This is a genomic window from Klebsiella sp. RHBSTW-00215, from assembly GCF_014103785.1.
Lineage (GTDB): Bacteria > Pseudomonadota > Gammaproteobacteria > Enterobacterales > Enterobacteriaceae > Klebsiella.
Window position 1 is genome coordinate 4,542,011 of sequence record NZ_JABXQS010000001.1, and the last position, 19,339, is coordinate 4,561,349.

Sequence of the window (19,339 nt, forward strand, 5' to 3'; positions counted from 1 at the left end):
AAATAGATGAGCGATGCATTGAAGCAGTATTACAGCCAAATCCGCCAGAAGCTGGCTTTTCTCGAACAACGCCCAGATGAGCTACTGCAGGCGGCGGAAATGATGGCGCAGAGCATCCTGGCGCAGCGCAATATCTTTGTTTTCGGGGCCAGCCACGCCGGAATTCTGGCGGAAGAGATGAGCTATCGGGCAGGCGGTCTGGCCATTATCAATCCGCTTTTCACTCCTGCACTGATGCTTAACGTCAGGCCATTAACCCTGACCAGCGCGGTGGAGAATGTGGAAAATCTGGGGCGGGTCGTGGTGGAACAGTCGCCGCTGAGGACTGGCGATACGCTGTTGATTCACTCAGTCTCTGGGCGAAACGCGATTACGATTGATGTCGCGCTGGCGGCGAAATCCGGTGGGGCAAAGGTTATTGCTATTACCAGCCTCGCAACGGCGGCGCGGGTGACGTCGCGCCACTCCAGCGGCAAGCTGCTGGTCGATATTGCCGACATCACCATCGATAACCACTGCGAGTACGGCGATGCTTCCGTTAGCCTGCCGGGCCTGGCGCAGAAAGCCGCGCCGTTATCCACCATTATGGGCGCGACGATTGCCAACAGTCTGGTACTGCGCATTTGCGAAATCATGCTGGAAAATGAGTGCACTCCGCCTATTCTCGCCAGCGCAAACATAGACGGTAATCAGGCGATAAATCAGGATATACTGAGCACATACAGGAGCCAAATACACTACCTCTGAGTGGAGCACAAGTATGTTTGAGTCGGATGGACTCCCTCTCTATTTAAGGATAAAAGACGTTATCCTGCAGCGGATCCTCTCTTTTACCTATGACGATAAACTCCCGGGTGAGCTGCTGCTCGCCGGGGAGTTCAAGGTCGCGCGCGGCACCATTAAACAGGCGATAGATTCGCTGGCCAGCATTGGCATGGTGTATCGGGAGCAGGGGAAAGGGACCTTTATTAACCGCGATGCGTTGCAGAAATACTACACCGACCTCCCGGACGTACTGACCACCTTTGATGCGCCAGGGGCCGTCGAAGTGGACGTGCTGTCGTTAATTTCGACCATGGCAGATAAGGACGTGGCGGAGCGAATGGGGTTGGCTTTAGGCAGCCAGCTGATGCGCCTGGAGCGGCTGCTGGTGCAGGGGGAAAAACCGGTCGGCCACGTTCTGACCTGGCTAAATGGGCGGATTTATAACGATCTCAGCCACGTCGACGGCAGCCGGTCGCTGTATAAGCAGCTGCGGGAAACCTTCGGCTACTCGCCAGCCAACGCCACGGAGCGCTATGCGCCGGTTTGCTGCGATACTCGCACGGCAGGATTGCTAAATATCGAGCCGGGGCGCCCGCTGTTTCGCATTGAGCGCGTCGCCCGCGATCTGGATGACGTGGTGCTTGAATACAGCGTCACGCATACCCTTGATGCCAGCCTGTCGCTACAGATAGCCACCAGCCAGAGCAGCGTGAGCCAACAGTGGAACTGTATGATTGATAAAGGGCGTTAATCCGCTTCCCAGGCGAGAATATCGCCTGGCTGACACTCCAGCGCCTGGCAGATTTTTGCCAGCGTATCAAAACGAATACCTTTCACCTTTCCCGATTTGAGCAGCGACAGGTTCTGCTCGGTGATCCCGACATAAGCCGCCAGCGCCCTGGACGTCATTTTTCTCTCTACCAGCATTTTGTCCAGATTAACCACCACTGCCATAGTCAGATGAACCCCTTATTCTCATTTTCTGTTCAGATCCCCGGAGCATGGAGCGAAACGTCAAAAATAACAAGCCGCCCGTTAGCAGCAGCACAAAATCGCTAAGCAAAAGAATGATCTGGGCATAGGGATGCGGCCAGAAATAGACCAGCGGGACCAGAAATCGAAACAGCGGCAGCAAAACGCCCATACCCAGCATCGCCAGCGCTATAATAGCCGACTCGTGAGTCAGGATCGTCGGTTGCAAACCTCGGTATCATCCCCTGGCTTCCCGCAATTTTCTGGCCATTGTTACCTTTGCCAAAAATCTCTTTACGCCATAGTGTACACATTCTTCTTTTTCATGGAGGTTGGAATGTTAAAAGTCATCGCCGAAGATTTTATAAAACCTGAGGATATTGAGGCTGTTATGCCTTTGTACCGCGAGTTAATAGCGTCCACTAAAAAGGAACCTCTTTGCATCGCTTATGATCTGTATATTGATGAAAAAGATCCGGGTCATTTCATTTTTATCGAAGAGTGGCCGGATCGGGCGGCGCTTGACCTGCATTGTGCAAGTGAACATTTCAGGCGACTTGTGCCGTTAATAGATCACCATAAGCGTAAAGATGCTCAATACATACTGATGAGTTGCCAGGTAAGCGAGGTGAGTTCGTGAAATTAAGAAGGAACGGTTCTCAGTGTTGAGATTTGCAGTTATCAGAAAGTATTTGAGTCGAATTATATCCAGGTCAGGGTTAAGGAAGAAACTTCTGCTACAGGCCTGATGATAACGTTAGTCGAGTGAATGATTTTAATATTGATCGTGCGGGCTTCAAAAAACATGGGTCGCCAATGTTGTCCGCTTAACCGAGGTGGCGTAATATACGATGCATATATAAATCGTTACGGTACGTATAAATGGGTATTGTGAAAATTTCTGACCTGCTGCATGACGACATCCGTGATGCCAGCAAGGCGATGTCGCGTTCGGTCAACGCGCAGGCGGAGTACTGGATCCGCCTTGGAATGATGAGCGAGCTTTATCCTGAGCTTAACCATCAGCAAATTAAACTGATGATGCTGAAGTCCGGCTCCGATCGTTTGCTGGAGGTGATCAATGCTATCAATTCCCATTAAAACCACTGACGAACTCGCCCGCCAGCGCCACGCAGGCGAACTGCTGGCCTCGGTCTTTGACATGCTGGATACCTTTATTCAGCCTGGCGTCACCACCATGGCCATCAACAATCGGGTTGAGGATTTTATCGTCAACGAGCTGCATTCGCGCCCGGCCAGTAAAGGTCAGTATGATTTCCCCTACGTACTAAATACGTCGATCAATGACGTGGTTTGCCACGGTATGCCGAAGGAAACGGAACATCTGAAATCCGGCATGATTGTTAACGTCGACATTACGCTGGAAAAAGGCGGGCTAATTGCCGACTCCAGCAAGATGTACCTGATTGGTGATGTTTCGCCACTGGCTCGTCGGCTGGTGAAGAAAACCTATGAAGCGATGTGGAAGGGGATCAAGGTCGTTAAACCGGGCGCGACGTTGGGCGACATCGGCCATGCGATCCAGTCCTATGTTGAAAGCAACGGCTACAGCGTGGTCAGAGAGTACTGCGGACACGGCGTCGGTATAGAGATGCACGAAGATCCTCAGGTGTTGCACTACGGCAAACCCGGTACCGGTGCCGTACTTAAAGAAGGGATGGTATTTACCATTGAACCGATGGTGAATCAGGGCGATAGCCGGATAAAAAACAAAAAAGACGGCTGGACGGTAGTCACCCGCGATAAGAAGCTTTCGGCGCAATGGGAACACACCATTGCCGTCACCGCGCAGGGGTTTGAAGTATTGACGCTGCGTAAAGGTGAAGCGATCCCGGATTAAGCCAGACAACAGGTTTCAATCCTGCCGACTGAAACCTGTTTAACTCCCGCCAGCGGCGACTACATCGCCGTTTCTTTACGCCCCATATAGCGCTCTTTCCACAAAGCGCCCGCCACGCCGATATCGAGGAACGGGGAAGGCGGCATAAAGTTTGCCTGCCCCAGCGACTGCATGGCCGCGATCAGCGGGTTATCCTGCCCCAGTGCCAGGTCGGCGAGCAGCGTTCCGGCGATGGTTTGTTTTGACACCCCGGCACCGTTACAGCCTCCGGCGGTCCACACCTGCGGCGCAAGTCGCCCCCAGACCGGCGCACCGTTGCGGGTCACGCTAATAGTCCCGGACCAGGTCCTTTCCAGCGGCACATCTCGCAGTTCCGGGTAGGCATTGTGGAATAACGCCAGATGCTGGCGCGCGGCGTTGGCGGTTTGTCCCGCAGTGATGATGCCCCGCAGCGCCGGATCGACATGCTGGCGAATCAGAAAACGATGATCTCGGGTATAGCGCAGCGTGGCCCCGGCGATGGCATTCACCGGCGTCAGCCCCCAGCTTTCCATTGCGGGCAGACGCTGGCGCTGTTCAGCCGTAAGCGGGGCGGTGATGCTGGCATAGGTCGCCATTGACGCCTGGCGACTTATCACTGGAGAGAGTTCACGAGAAAGCGCATTAGTCGCCAGCATAATCTGCCTGGCCTGAATCGTTCCCTGTAGGGTTGTCACCCTGATGCCGCCGTTTTCGTTGTGAATAGCCAGCGCTGGCGTCTGATGGTAAACCGTGACGTTTTCCGGGAGATGGCGCGCGAGGCCCGCAATCAGTTTTGCCGGATTCACCAGAATACAGCTGGGGGTATAGATGCCTTTACTGTAGATCCGAGTTCCCAGCTTCTGATACAGCTCTTCTCTATTCAACAGGCTGTAGGGTTCCTGCATAAGCTGAAGGTTATCAACGTACTCCTGCATAATGGCTTCGCTGGATGGGTCAATCTGGCAGTGATATTTGCCAACGTTTTCCCACTCACACTCAATCTGCTGTGCAGTCACCGTTTCTTCTAGCAGGCGGATCCCTTCCTGGAGCAGGGCGCGATAGTCCTGCGCTTTTTTCAACTCGGCGGTAGAGCTACCGATATTATGCGGCAGGCCAATAACAAACCCTGAATTTCGGGCGGAGGAGCTGGTCGCCGCAGATTCGGCGTCAATAAGCACAATTTTCAGCTGCGGGTTGAAGCTGGCTAACCGGCGGGCAAAGCTCACGCCAGCATAGCCGGAGCCAATGACGACCCAATCAGCGTTGATATCTCCGCTCAGCTGCGGTTGTATTTGGCGGTCAATCTCATTAAGCGGCCATCCCACCTGATTTTGATTGAAAGGGATTGATGCAAATTTCACGGTTATTCTCCCTGTGGCAAAAACACCTGCATGGCAGATGTGAATAAGCTCGCCGGACTTCGTTTTGTTGGTCTGGATATCGAGTCGGCAAGTACAGCATGCTGCCAGGACATTCCCTGAATAATCAATATTCTGAATGATAATCACCTAAGCAACAATTTTGCAGAATAACAAGGAACAGGCAAAATAACACCTCTTACCATATGGATATAAATTCATCTTGCGCCCCCCGCAGAATTTTATGACCCTCGCGCAGGCGCAGGCGCAGGCGCAGGCGCAGGCGCTGGAGGTGGAGGTGGAGGTGGAGGTGGGGCAGTTGGAAGCTGAATGAATCTCTGGTGTCAATGTGACAATCGGTTATCGTTGCGCGGGTTCATCCACTATTTTTTCGCATAGCCAGTTGAGACTCTCTTTAATCGATTTCCACCCCTCATCCTCCTGAATGGCGATGCCACCAAAGGTGGGGGTGCTTCTCGACTTCAGCATAAAATACTGTATTCCCGCAAACAGGGTGGTAATGATGATATTCAGCTTCTCAACATCGCCCGGATAGCCTTCCGCCAGCCGTACTTTAACGTCCAGCCCCCAGCGCTCCAGCGAAACGTTGAGGATCTCTGTCAATACGTTAGGGCTGCTGACTTCCATCGCCAGGATTTCCTGCGTCAGCGGACGAGCACGCAAGGCATCAATGATCTTATCGATAAACAGCTGCAAGCGCGCGCTGAAAGGCATGGCGGCAATATCATACCCGGCCAGAAGTTCATCGACGGAAGGCCAGAAACCGCCGTATGATCCAAACGCGGTCAACAGCTCATCAAGGCCACCAAAATATCGGTATATCAGAACCTTATCAACACCCGCCTCCCTGGCAACTGCGTTAATGCCAAGTCCTGCTGCCCCGTCACGGATTAATATGTTGCCGACCGCATTAAGGATAATCCCCTGCGTTTTATTACGATCGCGCGGGGGATGGCGTTTTGCGGATTCTCGGGAAGACATTGACGCTCCAATTAAATGACCAGATCAGGAAGGTTTCGGCGCGGCAAGAGCGGCGCAGGGTCAGCATACCCTATACGAGCAAGCATCTGTACCGTCTCTTTTTCTGGCGTAACGGTTAAGATCTGGTAGAGCTTCTGCTGGCTTTCAATCATCGCAGGATAATCTTCCAGCGCCTGTGACATTGGCTGCAGGGCGATACCGAGCTGCGTGGCCCTTAAATGTAAGCGGACAAATGCGCGTCCAGCTGCAATCTGCTGCGAGCGAGAGTTGCCTGTAGTGACCAGCCACACCCACCCCGCAGCGCTGCTTGCCTGCTGCTCACCCATTTCACGCATGCTTTTCATCATTGCCGAGTTTTGCTCGGGTACGCGGTCGCGTGGAAACATCCCCAGTCGCTCGGCCAGTTCGGGCAGAAATCCCTGAATGGCGATACCATCACGGTAATGTTCAATCTCACGCCGTCCGATACGGGTGACCTTGAGCATTTCCAGCATGATTTCCGGTTGTTGCAAATCTATTCGCCAGGCCTCAGCGACCTGGGCGCTGATTTCAGATATTTTCCCGGTTTGCACGCTACCGTGGGCGACGGCGTCCCGGCGACTCCCGGCTGCGAGCAGCAGAGACAAGCGCTCCTCTGAAATTAACGCATTCTGGTGAAATGTCTCTCTATTGACCCGACGCGAAGCAGCAAAAGGCAGCAATCCGTCCGGCTCCTGCGCGGCTTGCATCCGGGTAAAGGTGAAGAGGGCAACTGGCTGATTTGCATCTTTATTGGGCGCAAGTTGTTCCACCTCGCAGCGAACGCCATCGGCATTTGCCGCCATACACAGCAGTTCAATAAATCCGCCCAGGGAGATCATGGTTTGCCGACACTGCGGATCGGCTGCGGGTAACAGACTCCCGGTGTCGACATACAGCGCCATTTTGTCCGGTCGGGAAGTCAAAGCGACCTTCCAGGGCTGCATATTGTGCGAACTGGGGGCCCGTGCGGCCACCGCCAGCCAGCGATAGCGAGGATCTCCATCGTTGACTGGCGCAGCGATCGCGGTTGATTTCGCTGTGTTGGTGCAGCCGTTTAGCACAGGCAAGAGCAGAATCGACGCACCTCCCAGTAGGCGAAGAAATCGACGACGTCCTGTATTTTTATTTGTATGAGTCAACATAGTATTCCCCTTTATCACCAAGTGGTGACATAGACATTGTCACTTGTCGGTGACAATGTAAATATGAATAATGAAAAATTATTGATGCGTTCCTGAATGTAATGGTGAAGGGAATATTCTTATATTAATTACCTGTGCGTCTAAATAACGCTGATTAATCTTAAAGGGTGGATGGCGTGGTGAGATTGCCAGAAATCGAGTATAAAAATAGATAATTCTCCGCATACCGTGGGTTTTGAACAGGGAGCTCTGGAATAATGACGCTAAGTAAAGAAGCGAACGACCGTAAAAAAAGACTTTTTGCAGCGTATGCGGATGGTGTCGATTTTTTGCTCAACACGCCGCTTGATATTCAACGTCAGTCCTGGGAGTCTTCCGCCAGCCAGGCAACATTACCCGTCGGAACGAGTATTGAAAGCGTCGACAGTGAAGGCATTTCCGCTGAGTGGATCTCTTCGCAAGAGAATACCAATGGCAAAGTTATTCTCTATTTTCACGGTGGCGGTAACTCGCAGGGCTCCTGCTTGACCCACCGTAAGCTAGTCGCATATCTCGCGCATTATTCTCACTGCCGGATTCTGGTGGTTGAATACCCTTTGGCACCAGAAAATCCATTTCCTGCGGCTTTGTTGTATAGTCGACAGGTTTGGTTATGGTTGCTTGCTGAAGGATACTCCGCCACTGAAATCATGCTGGCCGGAGATTCCAGCGGCGGCGGACTGGTCATGTCGCTGATGTTATTGTTAAAACAGCACGGAGATCCCTTGCCCGATTCGGCTATTTTACTCTCTCCAATGTTAGATTTTACGCTTTCAGCACCGAGCATAACGCGCTGTCGCGCATTGGATCCTCTCATTTGCGTTGAGGATTTACTGATGACCGTCCGCTATTATTGTTCTGAACACGAGCGAGGTTCTCCTTTGGTATCACCGCTGTTTGGAGAACTAACGGGTCTTCCACCTTTATTTATTCAGGTTGGGAGCGATGAATTGCTGCTGGATGACGCTTTACGTTTATCTGAGAGGGCTGAGAAGGCCGGAGTGGCGGTGACGCTTGAGGTATGGGAAGGGTTATGGCATGTATTTCAATCATCCGCGGGGAAGGTGCCTGAGGCTGACCGGGCTTTACAATCTATCGCCTCATTCATTCACTCCAGGCATGTCATCATCGGTTGTAATGTACCGAATGAGCAGGAGTATTCTGCTTGAACTCGTGATATTAGTCTGTAAATTTCATCCAATAGATAAGCTAGCTAGTTCTTAAAAAGAACATTCAAAATGCTGTGTCATACAAAATTGACTACAGCGTCAATATATTATTTAACCGCCCTTTAAAATAACAGGACACCTTCGACAATATCAACGCTAGCGCTGGCCTGGCTATATTTTTTCAACCAAAAACTGACCGGTACTTTTACTGTTAATCACCTGAAAAACATCGCTTCAGGACAAACAGCAAAGTACCGGTCTTACCCACAGGGAAAGCGCTACACCCGCTCAATCCTCGCCGGTAGCCCCTGGCGCACCGCAGCGCCGCTGACCCAGTCCAGCCAGGTGTTGCTGACCTCGCGCGTCGGATCGGCAAATCCCAGATCGTTAATGTTAATGCCGGATTTTATCTGCGCCGCAAACGGCAGCGCTTCGCCGTCAAGCGTGTGCTGTGCTGCGCCCATTTCCCGATGCCCGTAGCCGTGCTCAACGGCAATAACCCCGGGCATTACACCGCTTAACAGACTGATCTCCGCTTCAACCTGGCCGCCGGGGGTTGAAATACGCACTCTGTCACCGTGCGCCAGCCCGTAACGGCTGCCGTCCTGCGGATTCAGCGCCACCAGGTTGGTCGGCTTAAGGTGATGCAAGCGCGGGATCACCGTCGAGGCGCTGGCCATGGTGTTAGATTTAAACGAGATCAGCTTTAGCGGCCACTGCTGCGCTGGAAATAGTTCATCTACCGAACGTCCGTCCGACAATCTGGCCGGGTACCATGCCGGGCAGCCGCTGTAGCGCTCGCCGGTAATGGCGTGGCGATGCGCTGCCACCTGCGCATTCCAGATTTGCAGCGGCTTTTCCCATTGGTTGCCGACGCGACCATCAGTGCGCCCGCTTTTATCCGGGGCGAAGCGCCCACCACGCGAATAGATAAAGGCCACGCGGCGGACTTCGTCTGCTTTCAACGTCTGGCTGATTACGGGCAGGATGCGCTGCACGCCGCTGAGCGTAAGATCCTCAGAGACGGCTTCGCCAACCGGCGCTTTACCCATAAACGCAATATTGGCGGCTATACGCAGATAATAGTCTTCAGCCCGGTTTAGCGGGTAGCGGTTACCCTGAGCATCGGTGATGGCGTTTTCGCCAAACCCCGGTAGATTCAGGCGCTTTGCCACCGCGATGCAAAATGACTCCATCGCCACTGGCTCACCGTCAGCGGAACTGGCGGTGGCGGAAGGGACTATCGGCCAGCGGGCAGTGGTGGCTTTACTGGCGACCCCGGCCCACGGGGTGCTGAACCCCCAGCTTTCGAAATTGTGAGTGTCCGGAACGATATAGTCGGCCAGCGCGGTGGTCTCATTCATGAAAGCATCGATGGCGATAAACAGCGGCAAGCGTTGCGGATCTTTCAGTTTTTCTTCCGCCACCGCGCGGAGTCCCGGAACGCCGTACAGCGGGTTGGTCATATTGGAGATCCACGCCTTCAGCGGATAGGGGTAGCCCTCCAGCGCGGAGGTGAGCAGCTCGGTCAACTGCCCGGCAACGAACGGATACCACGGCGCTTTGGCCGGGAAGGGCGAAACGCCCGCCGCCACTTTGTTGCGATACTCTTCGGAAGATTCATACGCCGTTTTACTGCGCGCAATACTCAGCCCTTTGGGCTTCACTTTGCCGGGAAAGCTCTCCATGTTGTAACGTGGTCCGTCGGTTGCGCCGTTAAACTTGCCGCCGCCGACGAACACGCCGCCTTGCAGGCTGAGATTGCCGATCAGCGCGTTAAGCATCATCACTGCCCAGGCGTTATAAAAACCGTTCCCGGCCATCATCCCGCCGTGGGTGATCACGGCGGCCCGGCGTCCGTGAGCGGTGAACGCCTGCGCCAGGGCGACTATTTTCATCTCCGGAACGCCGCACTGCTGGCTGTACTGCGCGAGGGTAAGCTTCTCAGCCGACTCTTTCAGCAGCTGAAAGCCGCTTTTGACCGTGACCGTTTGTCCACTGACGAGCGTAAGCTGGCGGGTAACAAAGAGTGCCGCACGGGGGCAGTCGCTGGCGGCGACAAGTTCACCGCTATCACTGACCACCATCGGTTCGCTGGCAGCGTTCGCGTTCAGGTGGGCAAGGGTTAAATGCTGTCCAACGAGCTCAGGCAGTTCATCGGTAATCACCAGATGGGTGGCGTTGCTCCAGCTTTTCTCCCCAGCCTGCTGCATTGCCTGCGCGCCGGGTATCGCCAGATAGTCGGCATTGTAACGCTGGTTCTCGATAATCCAGCGAATCATCGCCATCGCCAGCGCCGAATCACTCCCGGGGATCACCGGCAGCCAGCGTCCGCGATCGTCAGCCATCACCGTGGTAAGCGGCAGTGCCGGTGCGACAACGACATACTGAAAATCATCACGCAAGCGGGCGCTGGCGAGCTGTCTGGCCTGACGCTTAAACGGGTTACCGGATTGCGCGGGCGAGGTGCCCATGAACAGGGCGAACGCCACGTGAACCCAGTCGGGCTTCACGTGCGGGTTTTTATCCAGATCGCCCATTAACGCCCCGGAACCTGCGCGATAGGCCAGTCCGCAGTACGAACCGTGGGCACCGAAGTTTTTGCTGCCGAAACTGTTCAGCGCGAAGCGGCGCAGAAAGGTATCGCGCCCGTCGTCGCTGGTATTGGTGACCAGCAGCTGGTTGGATTTCGGACCAAATCCCGGATGCTGCGGGTCGATGAGCGTCGTCGGGGAATAAATCGCCCGCAGGCCGTCAACGTGCCCCTCGCCAAACAGATTGCCGCCTTCTACCACTTCCTTCACCAACTGTTCAAAGCTGATGCGCTGCCATTTCCCTTCGCCGCGCTTACCCACGCGCTTCATTGGCTCAAGGATGCGCAGCGGGCTGTATAATCCCTCCAGAAGCGTGGCTCCTCGTGCGCAGGCGGTAGAGCGGCCATCCAGACCCTTTTCACCAGCGAGCTGTTCCATCGCGGTTGAAAAGGGGACCGCAGAGTCGATGTGATGCTCGTGGGAAAGGGGATGATACGGATTACCCGCAATGCGCAGCACTTTGCCTTTCTCGCTATCCACTCTCACCCTTACGCCGCACTGCGTCCAGCAGCCAAAACATTGGGTCATCGAAATGACCTGTTGTGGATTTTGCCGCCAGCCCGTATTGGCATTAGCCTCCGGGATCAGGGCGTTGCCGAAGAGCCGGTCGCGAGTGATTTTACCGGAAGTGCCGTTGAGCAGGCCGTCGATGGCGCGCTTTGCCACATCACGATAGCTCAGGGCGAAGGTGGCCATTCCGCCTGCGGCGAGGCCGACTTTAAGCCACTGACGACGGGTTAAATTAGCCATGTTGCATTCTCCTTGCGAGTCCGTTCACGGTTTCACTAACGATAATAAGCAGCGCTATCCACAGGCCAAACGTCCCGAGGATAGCCAGCCAGCCATCGGTCCCGGCGGGCAGAGTGTAAGGGTTGAACTGGGCGTTAAATTTCGGCAGGGTCTGTACCTGAATCAGCAGCGTCCAGCGCATTAACCAGCACAGCGCCATGGCGCTGAGGACCAGCACACTGCGCAGCGGCAACCCCAACGGGCGGCGCAACGCCTGTGTGCAAAAGAGCAGCGAAATCAGCCAGAAGGCCAGCCAGCCGAGGGCGTAATGGCGGGCGGAAGGCGAGATCGCCAGCCATTGCCGTATCGCAGTGCCGGACAGGGTATCGCCGCTGACCCACATCGCCACCACCGCGGCCAGCAGAATCAGCGCCGAGAGTTGCCACCGCGCCAGGCGTCGCTGAAGGGGAAAATTATCGCGAGTTGCCACAATCAGCAGGGCGAAAAAGGTTTGCAGCGCGCTGAAGAACATCGCCAGTGGGAAGGCATAGCTGAACCAGACCGGGCGCGCCTGGACAACTGAAACTTCACGTCCGGTGTAGACCAGCAGGCCAACCGCCGTGAGGGCACTGACAAGAGCAATCCATTTGGTGACGCCGTAACTTTTATTGAAGAGCTGTTTGACCCACTGCGCCACAAACCACAAGCCTAAAAACAACGTGAACAGCGGCAGGAACAGCGCGCCCCAGGGCATCCACGACCATGGCGTGGGATAGGCGTAGAAATGCCAGAAGCGAGCGGTCTGATGCAGATCCGCCGTCAGCGCCAGCGGGGCAGTAATGGCGCAGGTCAGGGCGATCAGCAGCGTCAGGTTTTCCAGCTTCGGGTTCGGATTTTTACGCCAGTGGAGCGCGCAGCCAAAGAGTGCGGCGCAGGCGGCAATGCCGATAAAAAAGAAATATTGCACCGCCCACGGTAACCAGCTCACCTCCTGCGGACGCGCCAGCACCTCTTCGATGATCAATGCGTGTGTCATTCAGACCTCCAGCCAGAGTGCGGGTTGGGCATGGCCCATCAGAGGCGTCACAAACGCCTCATCCAGCCCGAGATAGAATACGTGGGGCAAGGTGCCGTTTTCCGGCTTCAGTACCTTGATGGCGTCATGGTGCAAAGCGAGCATCTGCGAGATGCGGCTCTGCCGATCGTTGATATCACCGATGACGCGCGCACCGCCAACGCAGGACTCCACGCAGGCGGGGAGCAGCCCGGCTTCCAGGCGGTGAACGCAGAAAGTGCATTTATCGGCAGTCTGCGTCTCATGATTGATAAAACGCGCATCGTAGGGACAAGCCTGTACGCAGTAGGCACAGCCCACGCAGCGGGTGTTATCCACCACCACAATGCCGTCTTCACGCTGAAAAGTGGCCTGCACCGGGCAGACCGGCACGCAGGGCGGATTGTCACAATGGTTACACAGTCGCGGGAGCAGAACGTTGGTCACTTCATCATCAAGCTGCACCTGATACTGATTGACGTGAGTGCGAAACTCCCCCTGCGGCGTCTGATTTTCTATCGCACAGCTGACGGTGCAAGCCTGGCAACCGATACAGCGGCGCAGATCGACGAGCATCGCGTAGCGGTGGCGAGGGGAACCTTCACGGCGCGCAGGCGAAAAGGGGAATTTCGCCTGCGCCAGCGGAACCAGAGACGCGCCGGCGCTGAGAACGCCCAGCTGCGCCAGAAACTGTCGTTTACTGCTGTCCATATTTTCTCCCTCGCGCGGCAACAACTAAACATTTGTCACGTCGTTGATTTGCATGTGATGAATAAAGAATGTTGATGATTTACAGTGTAAAAATCGCGGCGGGGGCAGCTCTATTGTGGTTAACCACATACCCGGCGGGTTGTTGATCTAAAACAACATAATGAACAGGGATAATCGGGTGAGAGCAAAAAAACGGCGACGTCTGGCGCTGCTGGCATCGGCATTACTGCTGAATGCTCAGGCATGGGCGGACTCATGGAATATCGGCGTTCTGGCGATGCGGGGCGAGGTTTTTACCCGCAGCCACTGGCAGCCGCTGGAAGCCGCACTTAATCAACAGTTACCGGACCAGCAGTTCCATATTCAGCCGCTGGATCTACAGCAGATGCAGGAAGCGGTGAATAACGGTTCCGTACAGTTCGTGGTGACCAATCCAGCGCAGTTTGTGCAGCTAAATAGCTACTCTCCGCTGCGCTGGCTGGCCTCTTTACGCTCATCGCTCGGAACGGGCAACGTGATAGGTAGCGTGATTTTAACGCGTCGCAATAGCGGTATTTCGTCAGCGACTGACCTGATCGGCAAGACGGTAGGGGCTATCGATCCCCAGGCTTTCGGCGGTTATTTGCTGGGAATGAAGGCGCTGAGCGACGCCGGACTGAGACCGGAGCGCGACCTCCATCTGCGTTTTACCGGCTTTCCCGCCGATGCGCTGATCTATCTGTTGCGTGAACAGGTGGTGCATGCGGCGATTGTGCCGACCTGCCTGCTGGAAAAAATGGCCGACGAAGGGCTGGTGAATAAAGCCGATTTTGTGGCGGTTATTCGCCGTGCTGCGGTCATTCCTTGCCTGACCAGCACGCCGCTGTACCCCGACTGGTCGTTTGCCGCGCTGCCCGAAGTCAGCGATGCGCTGGCCGATCGGGTGACCCGCGCATTGTTTAATGCGCCAGAGGATGCCGCCTTTCACTGGGGCGCGGCGGCCTCGACCAGCCAGGTAGAGGCACTGTTGCGCGAAGTCCGGCAGCATCCTCAGCAGCGGCGGCTGTGGCTGGATGTTAAAAGCTGGCTGATCCAGCACCAGTTCATCATGGGCGGAACCGCACTGGCCCTGTTGCTGCTAACGCTAAACTATATCTGGGTGATGCTACTGGTGCGACGGCGCGGCAGGCAGTTGGAACGCAACGCCGTGCAGTTGCGCGAGCAGGAGCAGGCCCTGGAAACGGCAAGGCAGATGAGCGTCCTGGGTGAGATGACCTCGGGCTTCGCCCACGAACTTAATCAACCGCTGTCCGCCATCCGCCATTATGCGCAGGGGTGTACGATCCGTTTGCAGAAACAGGATCGGCAGCATCCGTTGCTTCCCGCGCTGGAGCATATTGACCATCAGGCCCAGCGCGGGGCGGATACGTTACGTAATCTGCGCCACTGGGTTAGTCAGGCGCAAGGGAAGCCCATGCTGGCGGATGAGTGGGAACAGATTAGCGTTCGCCAGGCGATTGACCATGTCTGGCAGTGGCTGCGTGTGCCGCAGCAATTTCCCCAACTGCTGCTGAACAGCGATGTCGATCGTTCAGTGACGCTCGTATTGCCGCCGGTACTGCTGGAGCAGGTGCTGGCGAATCTGATCCTCAACGCGGCGCAGGCGGGGGCGAAAATGCTGTGGATCAGCGCCGTCCGGAAACCCGGAGTCGTCAGTATCACCTTGCAGGACAACGGCGGCGGTATTGATGATGCACAGCTGAGTCAGGTGTTTCAGCCCTTTAAAACCCGTCGAAAAGAGGGGATGGGGCTGGGATTAGTGATTTGTCAGCGTCTGGTGCGCTTCGCCCGGGGGGAGATCAACATCATCAACCGCGCCGCACCTGACGGGCACAACGGCGTCGCCGTCATGCTGAATTTTTCGCAACAAGAGGACAAGAGCAGCCATGGCGATAATTCATCTGCTGGATGATGATCTGGCGGTCACCAGCGCATGCGCATTTTTGCTGGAAAGCCTGGGTTATGAAGCGTTGTGCTGGGAGGAGGGGGAAACATTTCTGGCACAGGCCGACCTCTATCAGACTGGCGTGGTGCTGTTGGATATGCGGATGCCAGTGCTTGACGGTCAGGGCGTTCATGAGGCGCTACGTCAGCGTGGCAGTTCGCTGGCGGTGGTATTTCTGACCGGGCATGGCGACGTGCCGATGGCGGTAGAGCAGATGAAGCGCGGGGCGGTGGATTTTTTGCAAAAACCGGTTTCTGCCCAGCCGCTGCAAACCGCGCTGGATCGTGCGCTGGTGGTCTCCGGCGAGGCGTTTTCACGGCATCAAATCCTGACCAGCTATCAGCAACTGACGCCCAAAGAGCGTGAACTGGCTCTGCTGGTGGTGAAGGGACTGATGAATCGGGAGATTGCGGAGATGATGAACATTGCTGTACGCACGGTAGAGGTGCATCGGGCAAGAGTGATGGAGAAGATGCAGGCGGGGAGTCTGGCGGAATTAGTCCGGATATTACAGCAGTTTATGTAGTTAATCCTCTGCGTGACCTGTAGCCATTTCAGCGCACGTGTAAACCGCTGCCGCTTCGATTACAACACAAAACTTGGTAGGGAGTATGGAGGACCATGCAATTGCAAATGATATTCATATTCATTATTGTTTGCATTCCGTAAACTACTGTAAAGAAAAATTACATGTCTACAGCATCTGTAAAGAAAGCCACGCTCTGCGCGCTGGCCATTTCATTATCTCTTCATGCTTTTTGCGCGTCGGCAAAGGATTTCAGCGAGAAGGATTTCCGCTCACAACCATTGGGTCATGGGGTTTATGAGCTGGCCTATGATAACGGTCAGAAGACGATCTTTGCCGCCTCGGCCCCCTCCTTTGAGAAAGATAAAACGGCCGGCGTGGTGTTTCGCCTGGCCGCCGACTCTCTGCAGATTAATGAGAAGATAGCCACCGAGCGCCGTACCTTTGCGCTCTCTCTGGATGAAGAAAACCATATCCTGTATTTGGGTAACGCCCTGGACGGTTCAGTCACGCTTCTGGATACGCTGACCAACAAAGTGATTAAAACTATTCAGCTCAGCGATGATTCGGATCCTGATAAAAAGGCCCACGTGCGTGAAGTCGTGCTCGATAAGCAGAATCAACGCCTGTACGTTTCCGGGATTGGACGTAAAGACAAAGGCCTGCTTTGGGTCGTCGATACGCGTAAACAACAGTTGCTGGAAACAATCGGCAAAATCGAGCCGGTGGGTTTTGCTGTGGATGCTACGGGTGAGAAGGTTTATGTGGTCACCGGTAATGGGGAGCTGGTTACCCTTGATGGCAAAACATCAAAACTGCTTTCCCGTGTGAAGGTTGATCCGGCTGAAACTGAGCATTATTTCCTCAATATCGCCTTGAATAGCGCTGCGGGAGTCGGGTACATCGCTGATACCAATACCCGCGATGTGCTGGTGGTGCAACTGGACTCCGGCAAGCTGGTTCAGCGTATTGCCACGCCTAACTCGATTGCGGTGCTGTATAACGCCGCGCGCGATGAGATCTACGTTACCCATCGCAACGATCGCTCGATTAGCGTGATTGACGCGAAAACTAACGGTGTCAAACACACTATCAAAACGGCGGCCATGCCCAACAGCCTGGTGCTTTCTGCGGATGGCAGAACGCTTTATGCCAGCGTCAAACAGGACGAAAAAACCGACCAGGCTGACTACATTCTCAAGATTGATCTAACTAAATTTTAAGGACTTTTTTGTGACGATTAAGACACGCATGGACGTGGCGATTGCGCTCGCCTTCGCCAATCTGCCAGCGGCCGTTTACGCAGCAGACAGCACGCCCGTCAACGAAGAGCAGATGGTGGTGACCGCCACCGGATTCAGCCAGGAGAGACGCGAGGCACCCGCGACGATCTCTGTGCTCGATGAGAAAGCGCTGAATACCCGTTCGAATCAGAACGTGACGGAAGCCATCCGCGAAATGCCGGGTGTGCTGGTGGGCAACGGTCACGGCAGCCTGGCAACCGGCGATGTGCAGATGCGCGGTATGGATTCGTCGTATACCTCGTTTATGGTCAACGGCATTAAGCAGTCTACCCGCGAATCCCGGCCTTACGGGCACCATATTGGGACTGAGGCGGCCTTTATGCCGCCGCTGGCCGCCATCGAACGGGTTGAGGTGATTCGCGGGCCGATGTCCTCGCTGTATGGTTCGGACTCCATCGGCGGCGTGGTTAACGTCATCACCAAAAAGGCTTACAACCTCGATAAATGGACGGGAGTGCTGGAGGATAATTACTTCCTGCAGGAGAAAAGCGAATACGGTAATACCAACCAGACCAACGCTTTCTTTATGGGGCCGGTGATCCCGGGCAAGCTCGGGGTGAGCGTGGGGGCGGATTACCTTGACCGCCGCGATGATGATAGCCCGACCAAAGAACGTTTTGTTAAACATCAGGCAGGGAATCTGGATGCAACGATTTCGATGTCGCCCACCGATACTCAGCTTTGGGATCTGAACGCCTCCAAAGGCAATCAGGAGAAAACCCACAACGATAAGCAGTGGTACTGGGGCTTTGACCGCGATGCGGCCTCGCTTTCACAGCACGCCTGGTACGGCGATGACCTCGTAGAAGTGAAGAACTTTATCAGCTACGAGAAAGCCCGCACGGAGTATCGCGTGCCCGGCATGGATTCGCAGTTTATTAAGCAGAATAACTTCGAAGCCAATAGTGCGAACACCTTTACGCTGGCCGATCACAAGTTAACGCTGGGCGTGAATTTTACGCGCAACGAACTGAACGACACTTTCGGCATAGAAGATAAACAGGCACCTGGCGTGACCCCGGTCAGCAAGATCACCCGCCATGGTTGGGCGGTATTTGCGGAAGATGCGTGGATGATGGTGCCGGACTTCACGCTGACGACCTCAGCGCGTCTGGATCATGATAGCTATTTTGGCTACCACGTGACGCCGAAGCTGTACGGTAACTGGACCATTGATGAAGCCTGGGCGCTGAAAGGGGGCGTTTCCGCGGGTTATAAGAAGCCGGACCTGCGTCAGAATAATGCCGGTTTTACCAGCGTCTATGGTGCTTATCCCTATTCTGAAATCGGTATTGGTAATGATGACCTGAAGCCGGAACAGAGCATCAACACCGAACTGGGCGTGTACTGGCAGAAAGATGCGCTGGCGCTGGATGCCACCATCTTCCATACCAAATTCAAGGACAAAATCAGCGATCACACCATCTGTACTTCCTCTGCTACCCAGCAGTGTCAATACAATGGCTATACCGCTGACACCGTGTCGCAATACATTAACGTGGGTGATGCGGAGATTTATGGTCTGGAGCTGAACGGCGACTGGCAGGCCACCGCCGCGCTGAAAGCCAACGTGAACTACACCTATACGCACAGTGAGCAGAAAAGCGGTGACTATAAGGGTTACGCGCTGAGCGATTTCCCAAGCAGCATGGCCAACGTTTCACTGACCTGGAATACGACGAACGATCTGGAACTGTGGACCAAGGCAAGCTGGCGCAGCAATTCACCGGATATCGGCAAATCCAGTTCAACAGAGGCCTATGCGCTGGTTGATTTAGGTGCGCGTTATCACCTGAATAAGCACGTTACGCTGATGAGCGGTATCTACAATCTGTTTAATGTGAACCCGATTTACGCCACGTCATATCGGCAAACGTCGATGCTGGAAGGGCGGCGTTATAATTTCGGCGGCCGCGTCGAGTTCTAAAAATGATGCAGGGGCCTGATGGCCCCTGGATAAATGCCTGCGGTATCGCAGGGAAGGAAGCGTATTTAGGATGCTGTAATCAGGATATCAACGGACGTCCTTTGTTAATTTTTATGAGCTGATACTTGATACTCCAGCTCTTTTCCCGCCTTTTATGATT

General features: G+C 54.8%; 18 protein-coding genes. 10 read left to right on the plus strand and 8 right to left on the minus strand.

Going from position 1 to position 19,339, the window contains the following annotated elements:
* The first annotated feature begins 6 nt into the window (after positions 1–6).
* The gene (locus HV127_RS21540; protein ID WP_182238630.1) at positions 7–747 is read left to right on the plus strand and encodes an SIS domain-containing protein; all 741 of its coding nucleotides are present in this window, start codon (positions 7–9) and stop codon (positions 745–747) included.
* Between the two features lie 13 nt (positions 748–760).
* Positions 761–1,516 (plus strand): GntR family transcriptional regulator, encoded by a 756-nt coding sequence (locus tag HV127_RS21545; protein WP_182238632.1) that lies wholly within the window; start codon positions 761–763, stop codon positions 1,514–1,516.
* Here HV127_RS21545 and HV127_RS21550 read toward each other — a convergent pair.
* Both HV127_RS21550 and HV127_RS21555 read right to left on the minus strand, forming a co-directional pair.
* Entirely contained in the window at positions 1,513–1,719 is a 207-nt protein-coding gene (locus tag HV127_RS21550; protein ID WP_181486231.1) for a helix-turn-helix transcriptional regulator, read from the minus strand. The genes HV127_RS21545 and HV127_RS21550 overlap by 4 nt on opposite strands.
* On the minus strand, positions 1,703–1,966 hold the full coding sequence (locus HV127_RS21555) for a hypothetical protein (RefSeq protein WP_182238634.1): 264 nt from the start codon (positions 1,964–1,966) through the stop codon (positions 1,703–1,705). The genes HV127_RS21550 and HV127_RS21555 overlap by 17 nt, the downstream gene beginning before the upstream one ends.
* 108 nt (positions 1,967–2,074) lie before the next feature.
* Between HV127_RS21555 and HV127_RS21560 the strand changes: the two genes are divergently transcribed.
* The 3 genes from HV127_RS21560 to map all read left to right on the plus strand — a co-directional run bounded on the left by HV127_RS21560 (position 2,075) and on the right by map (position 3,598).
* On the plus strand, positions 2,075–2,377 hold the full coding sequence (locus HV127_RS21560; protein ID WP_139539801.1) for a putative quinol monooxygenase: 303 nt from the start codon (positions 2,075–2,077) through the stop codon (positions 2,375–2,377).
* A 242-nt stretch (positions 2,378–2,619) separates the two neighbouring features.
* A complete protein-coding gene (locus HV127_RS21565) occupies positions 2,620–2,838 on the plus strand; it encodes a ParD-like family protein (RefSeq protein WP_004102160.1) in 219 nt (72 codons plus the stop codon).
* The gene (gene map, locus HV127_RS21570; RefSeq protein ID WP_181486229.1) at positions 2,819–3,598 is read left to right on the plus strand and encodes a type I methionyl aminopeptidase; all 780 of its coding nucleotides are present in this window, start codon (positions 2,819–2,821) and stop codon (positions 3,596–3,598) included. Before HV127_RS21565 ends, map begins: the two co-directional genes overlap by 20 nt.
* A 59-nt stretch (positions 3,599–3,657) precedes the next feature.
* Here the strand turns inward: map and HV127_RS21575 are convergent, their stop codons facing one another.
* The 3 genes from HV127_RS21575 to HV127_RS21585 form a co-directional block, all read right to left on the minus strand.
* Positions 3,658–4,980: an FAD-binding oxidoreductase gene (locus HV127_RS21575; protein ID WP_182238636.1), complete on the minus strand. Its 1,323-nt coding sequence runs from the start codon at positions 4,978–4,980 to the stop codon at positions 3,658–3,660.
* Positions 4,981–5,337: 357 nt separating this feature from the next.
* Positions 5,338–5,979, minus strand: a complete 642-nt coding sequence (locus HV127_RS21580) for a TetR family transcriptional regulator (RefSeq protein ID WP_142461786.1) — start codon at positions 5,977–5,979, stop codon at positions 5,338–5,340.
* An 11-nt stretch (positions 5,980–5,990) separates the two neighbouring features.
* Complete coding sequence (locus HV127_RS21585) at positions 5,991–7,142, minus strand: hypothetical protein (protein WP_182238638.1); 1,152 nt, start codon at positions 7,140–7,142, stop codon at positions 5,991–5,993.
* Between the two features lie 257 nt (positions 7,143–7,399).
* On the opposite strand from HV127_RS21585, the gene HV127_RS21590 reads away from it, so the two are divergent.
* Positions 7,400–8,350, plus strand: coding sequence for an alpha/beta hydrolase (locus HV127_RS21590; RefSeq protein ID WP_182238640.1), 951 nt, complete (start codon positions 7,400–7,402; stop codon positions 8,348–8,350).
* 278 nt (positions 8,351–8,628) lie between these two features.
* Here HV127_RS21590 and ttrA read toward each other — a convergent pair whose 3' ends face one another.
* The 3 genes from ttrA to ttrB are packed head-to-tail and all read right to left on the minus strand — an operon-like array spanning position 8,629 to position 13,438.
* Positions 8,629–11,694 carry a tetrathionate reductase subunit TtrA gene (gene ttrA, locus HV127_RS21595; RefSeq protein WP_182238642.1) on the minus strand — a complete coding sequence of 1,022 codons (3,066 nt, stop codon included), beginning with the start codon at positions 11,692–11,694 and terminating at the stop codon, positions 8,629–8,631.
* Entirely contained in the window at positions 11,687–12,709 is a 1,023-nt protein-coding gene (gene ttrC / locus HV127_RS21600) for a tetrathionate reductase subunit TtrC (protein WP_182238644.1), read from the minus strand. The genes ttrA and ttrC overlap by 8 nt, the downstream gene beginning before the upstream one ends.
* A complete protein-coding gene (gene ttrB, locus HV127_RS21605) occupies positions 12,710–13,438 on the minus strand; it encodes a tetrathionate reductase subunit TtrB (protein ID WP_182238646.1) in 729 nt (242 codons plus the stop codon).
* Positions 13,439–13,616: 178 nt separating this feature from the next.
* Between ttrB and ttrS the strand changes: the two genes are divergently transcribed.
* The 4 genes from ttrS (at position 13,617) to HV127_RS21625 (ending at position 19,179) form a co-directional block, all read left to right on the plus strand.
* The gene (gene ttrS, locus HV127_RS21610) at positions 13,617–15,389 is read left to right on the plus strand and encodes a tetrathionate respiration histidine kinase TtrS (protein ID WP_182238648.1); all 1,773 of its coding nucleotides are present in this window, start codon (positions 13,617–13,619) and stop codon (positions 15,387–15,389) included.
* Positions 15,364–15,948, plus strand: coding sequence for a tetrathionate respiration response regulator TtrR (gene ttrR / locus HV127_RS21615; RefSeq protein WP_182238650.1), 585 nt, complete (start codon positions 15,364–15,366; stop codon positions 15,946–15,948). The genes ttrS and ttrR overlap by 26 nt, the downstream gene beginning before the upstream one ends.
* 164 nt (positions 15,949–16,112) lie before the next feature.
* Positions 16,113–17,171, plus strand: coding sequence for a YncE family protein (locus tag HV127_RS21620; protein WP_182238652.1), 1,059 nt, complete (start codon positions 16,113–16,115; stop codon positions 17,169–17,171).
* 10 nt (positions 17,172–17,181) lie between these two features.
* Positions 17,182–19,179: a TonB-dependent receptor gene (locus HV127_RS21625; RefSeq protein WP_182238654.1), complete on the plus strand. Its 1,998-nt coding sequence runs from the start codon at positions 17,182–17,184 to the stop codon at positions 19,177–19,179.
* Positions 19,180–19,339: the final 160 nt, after the last annotated feature.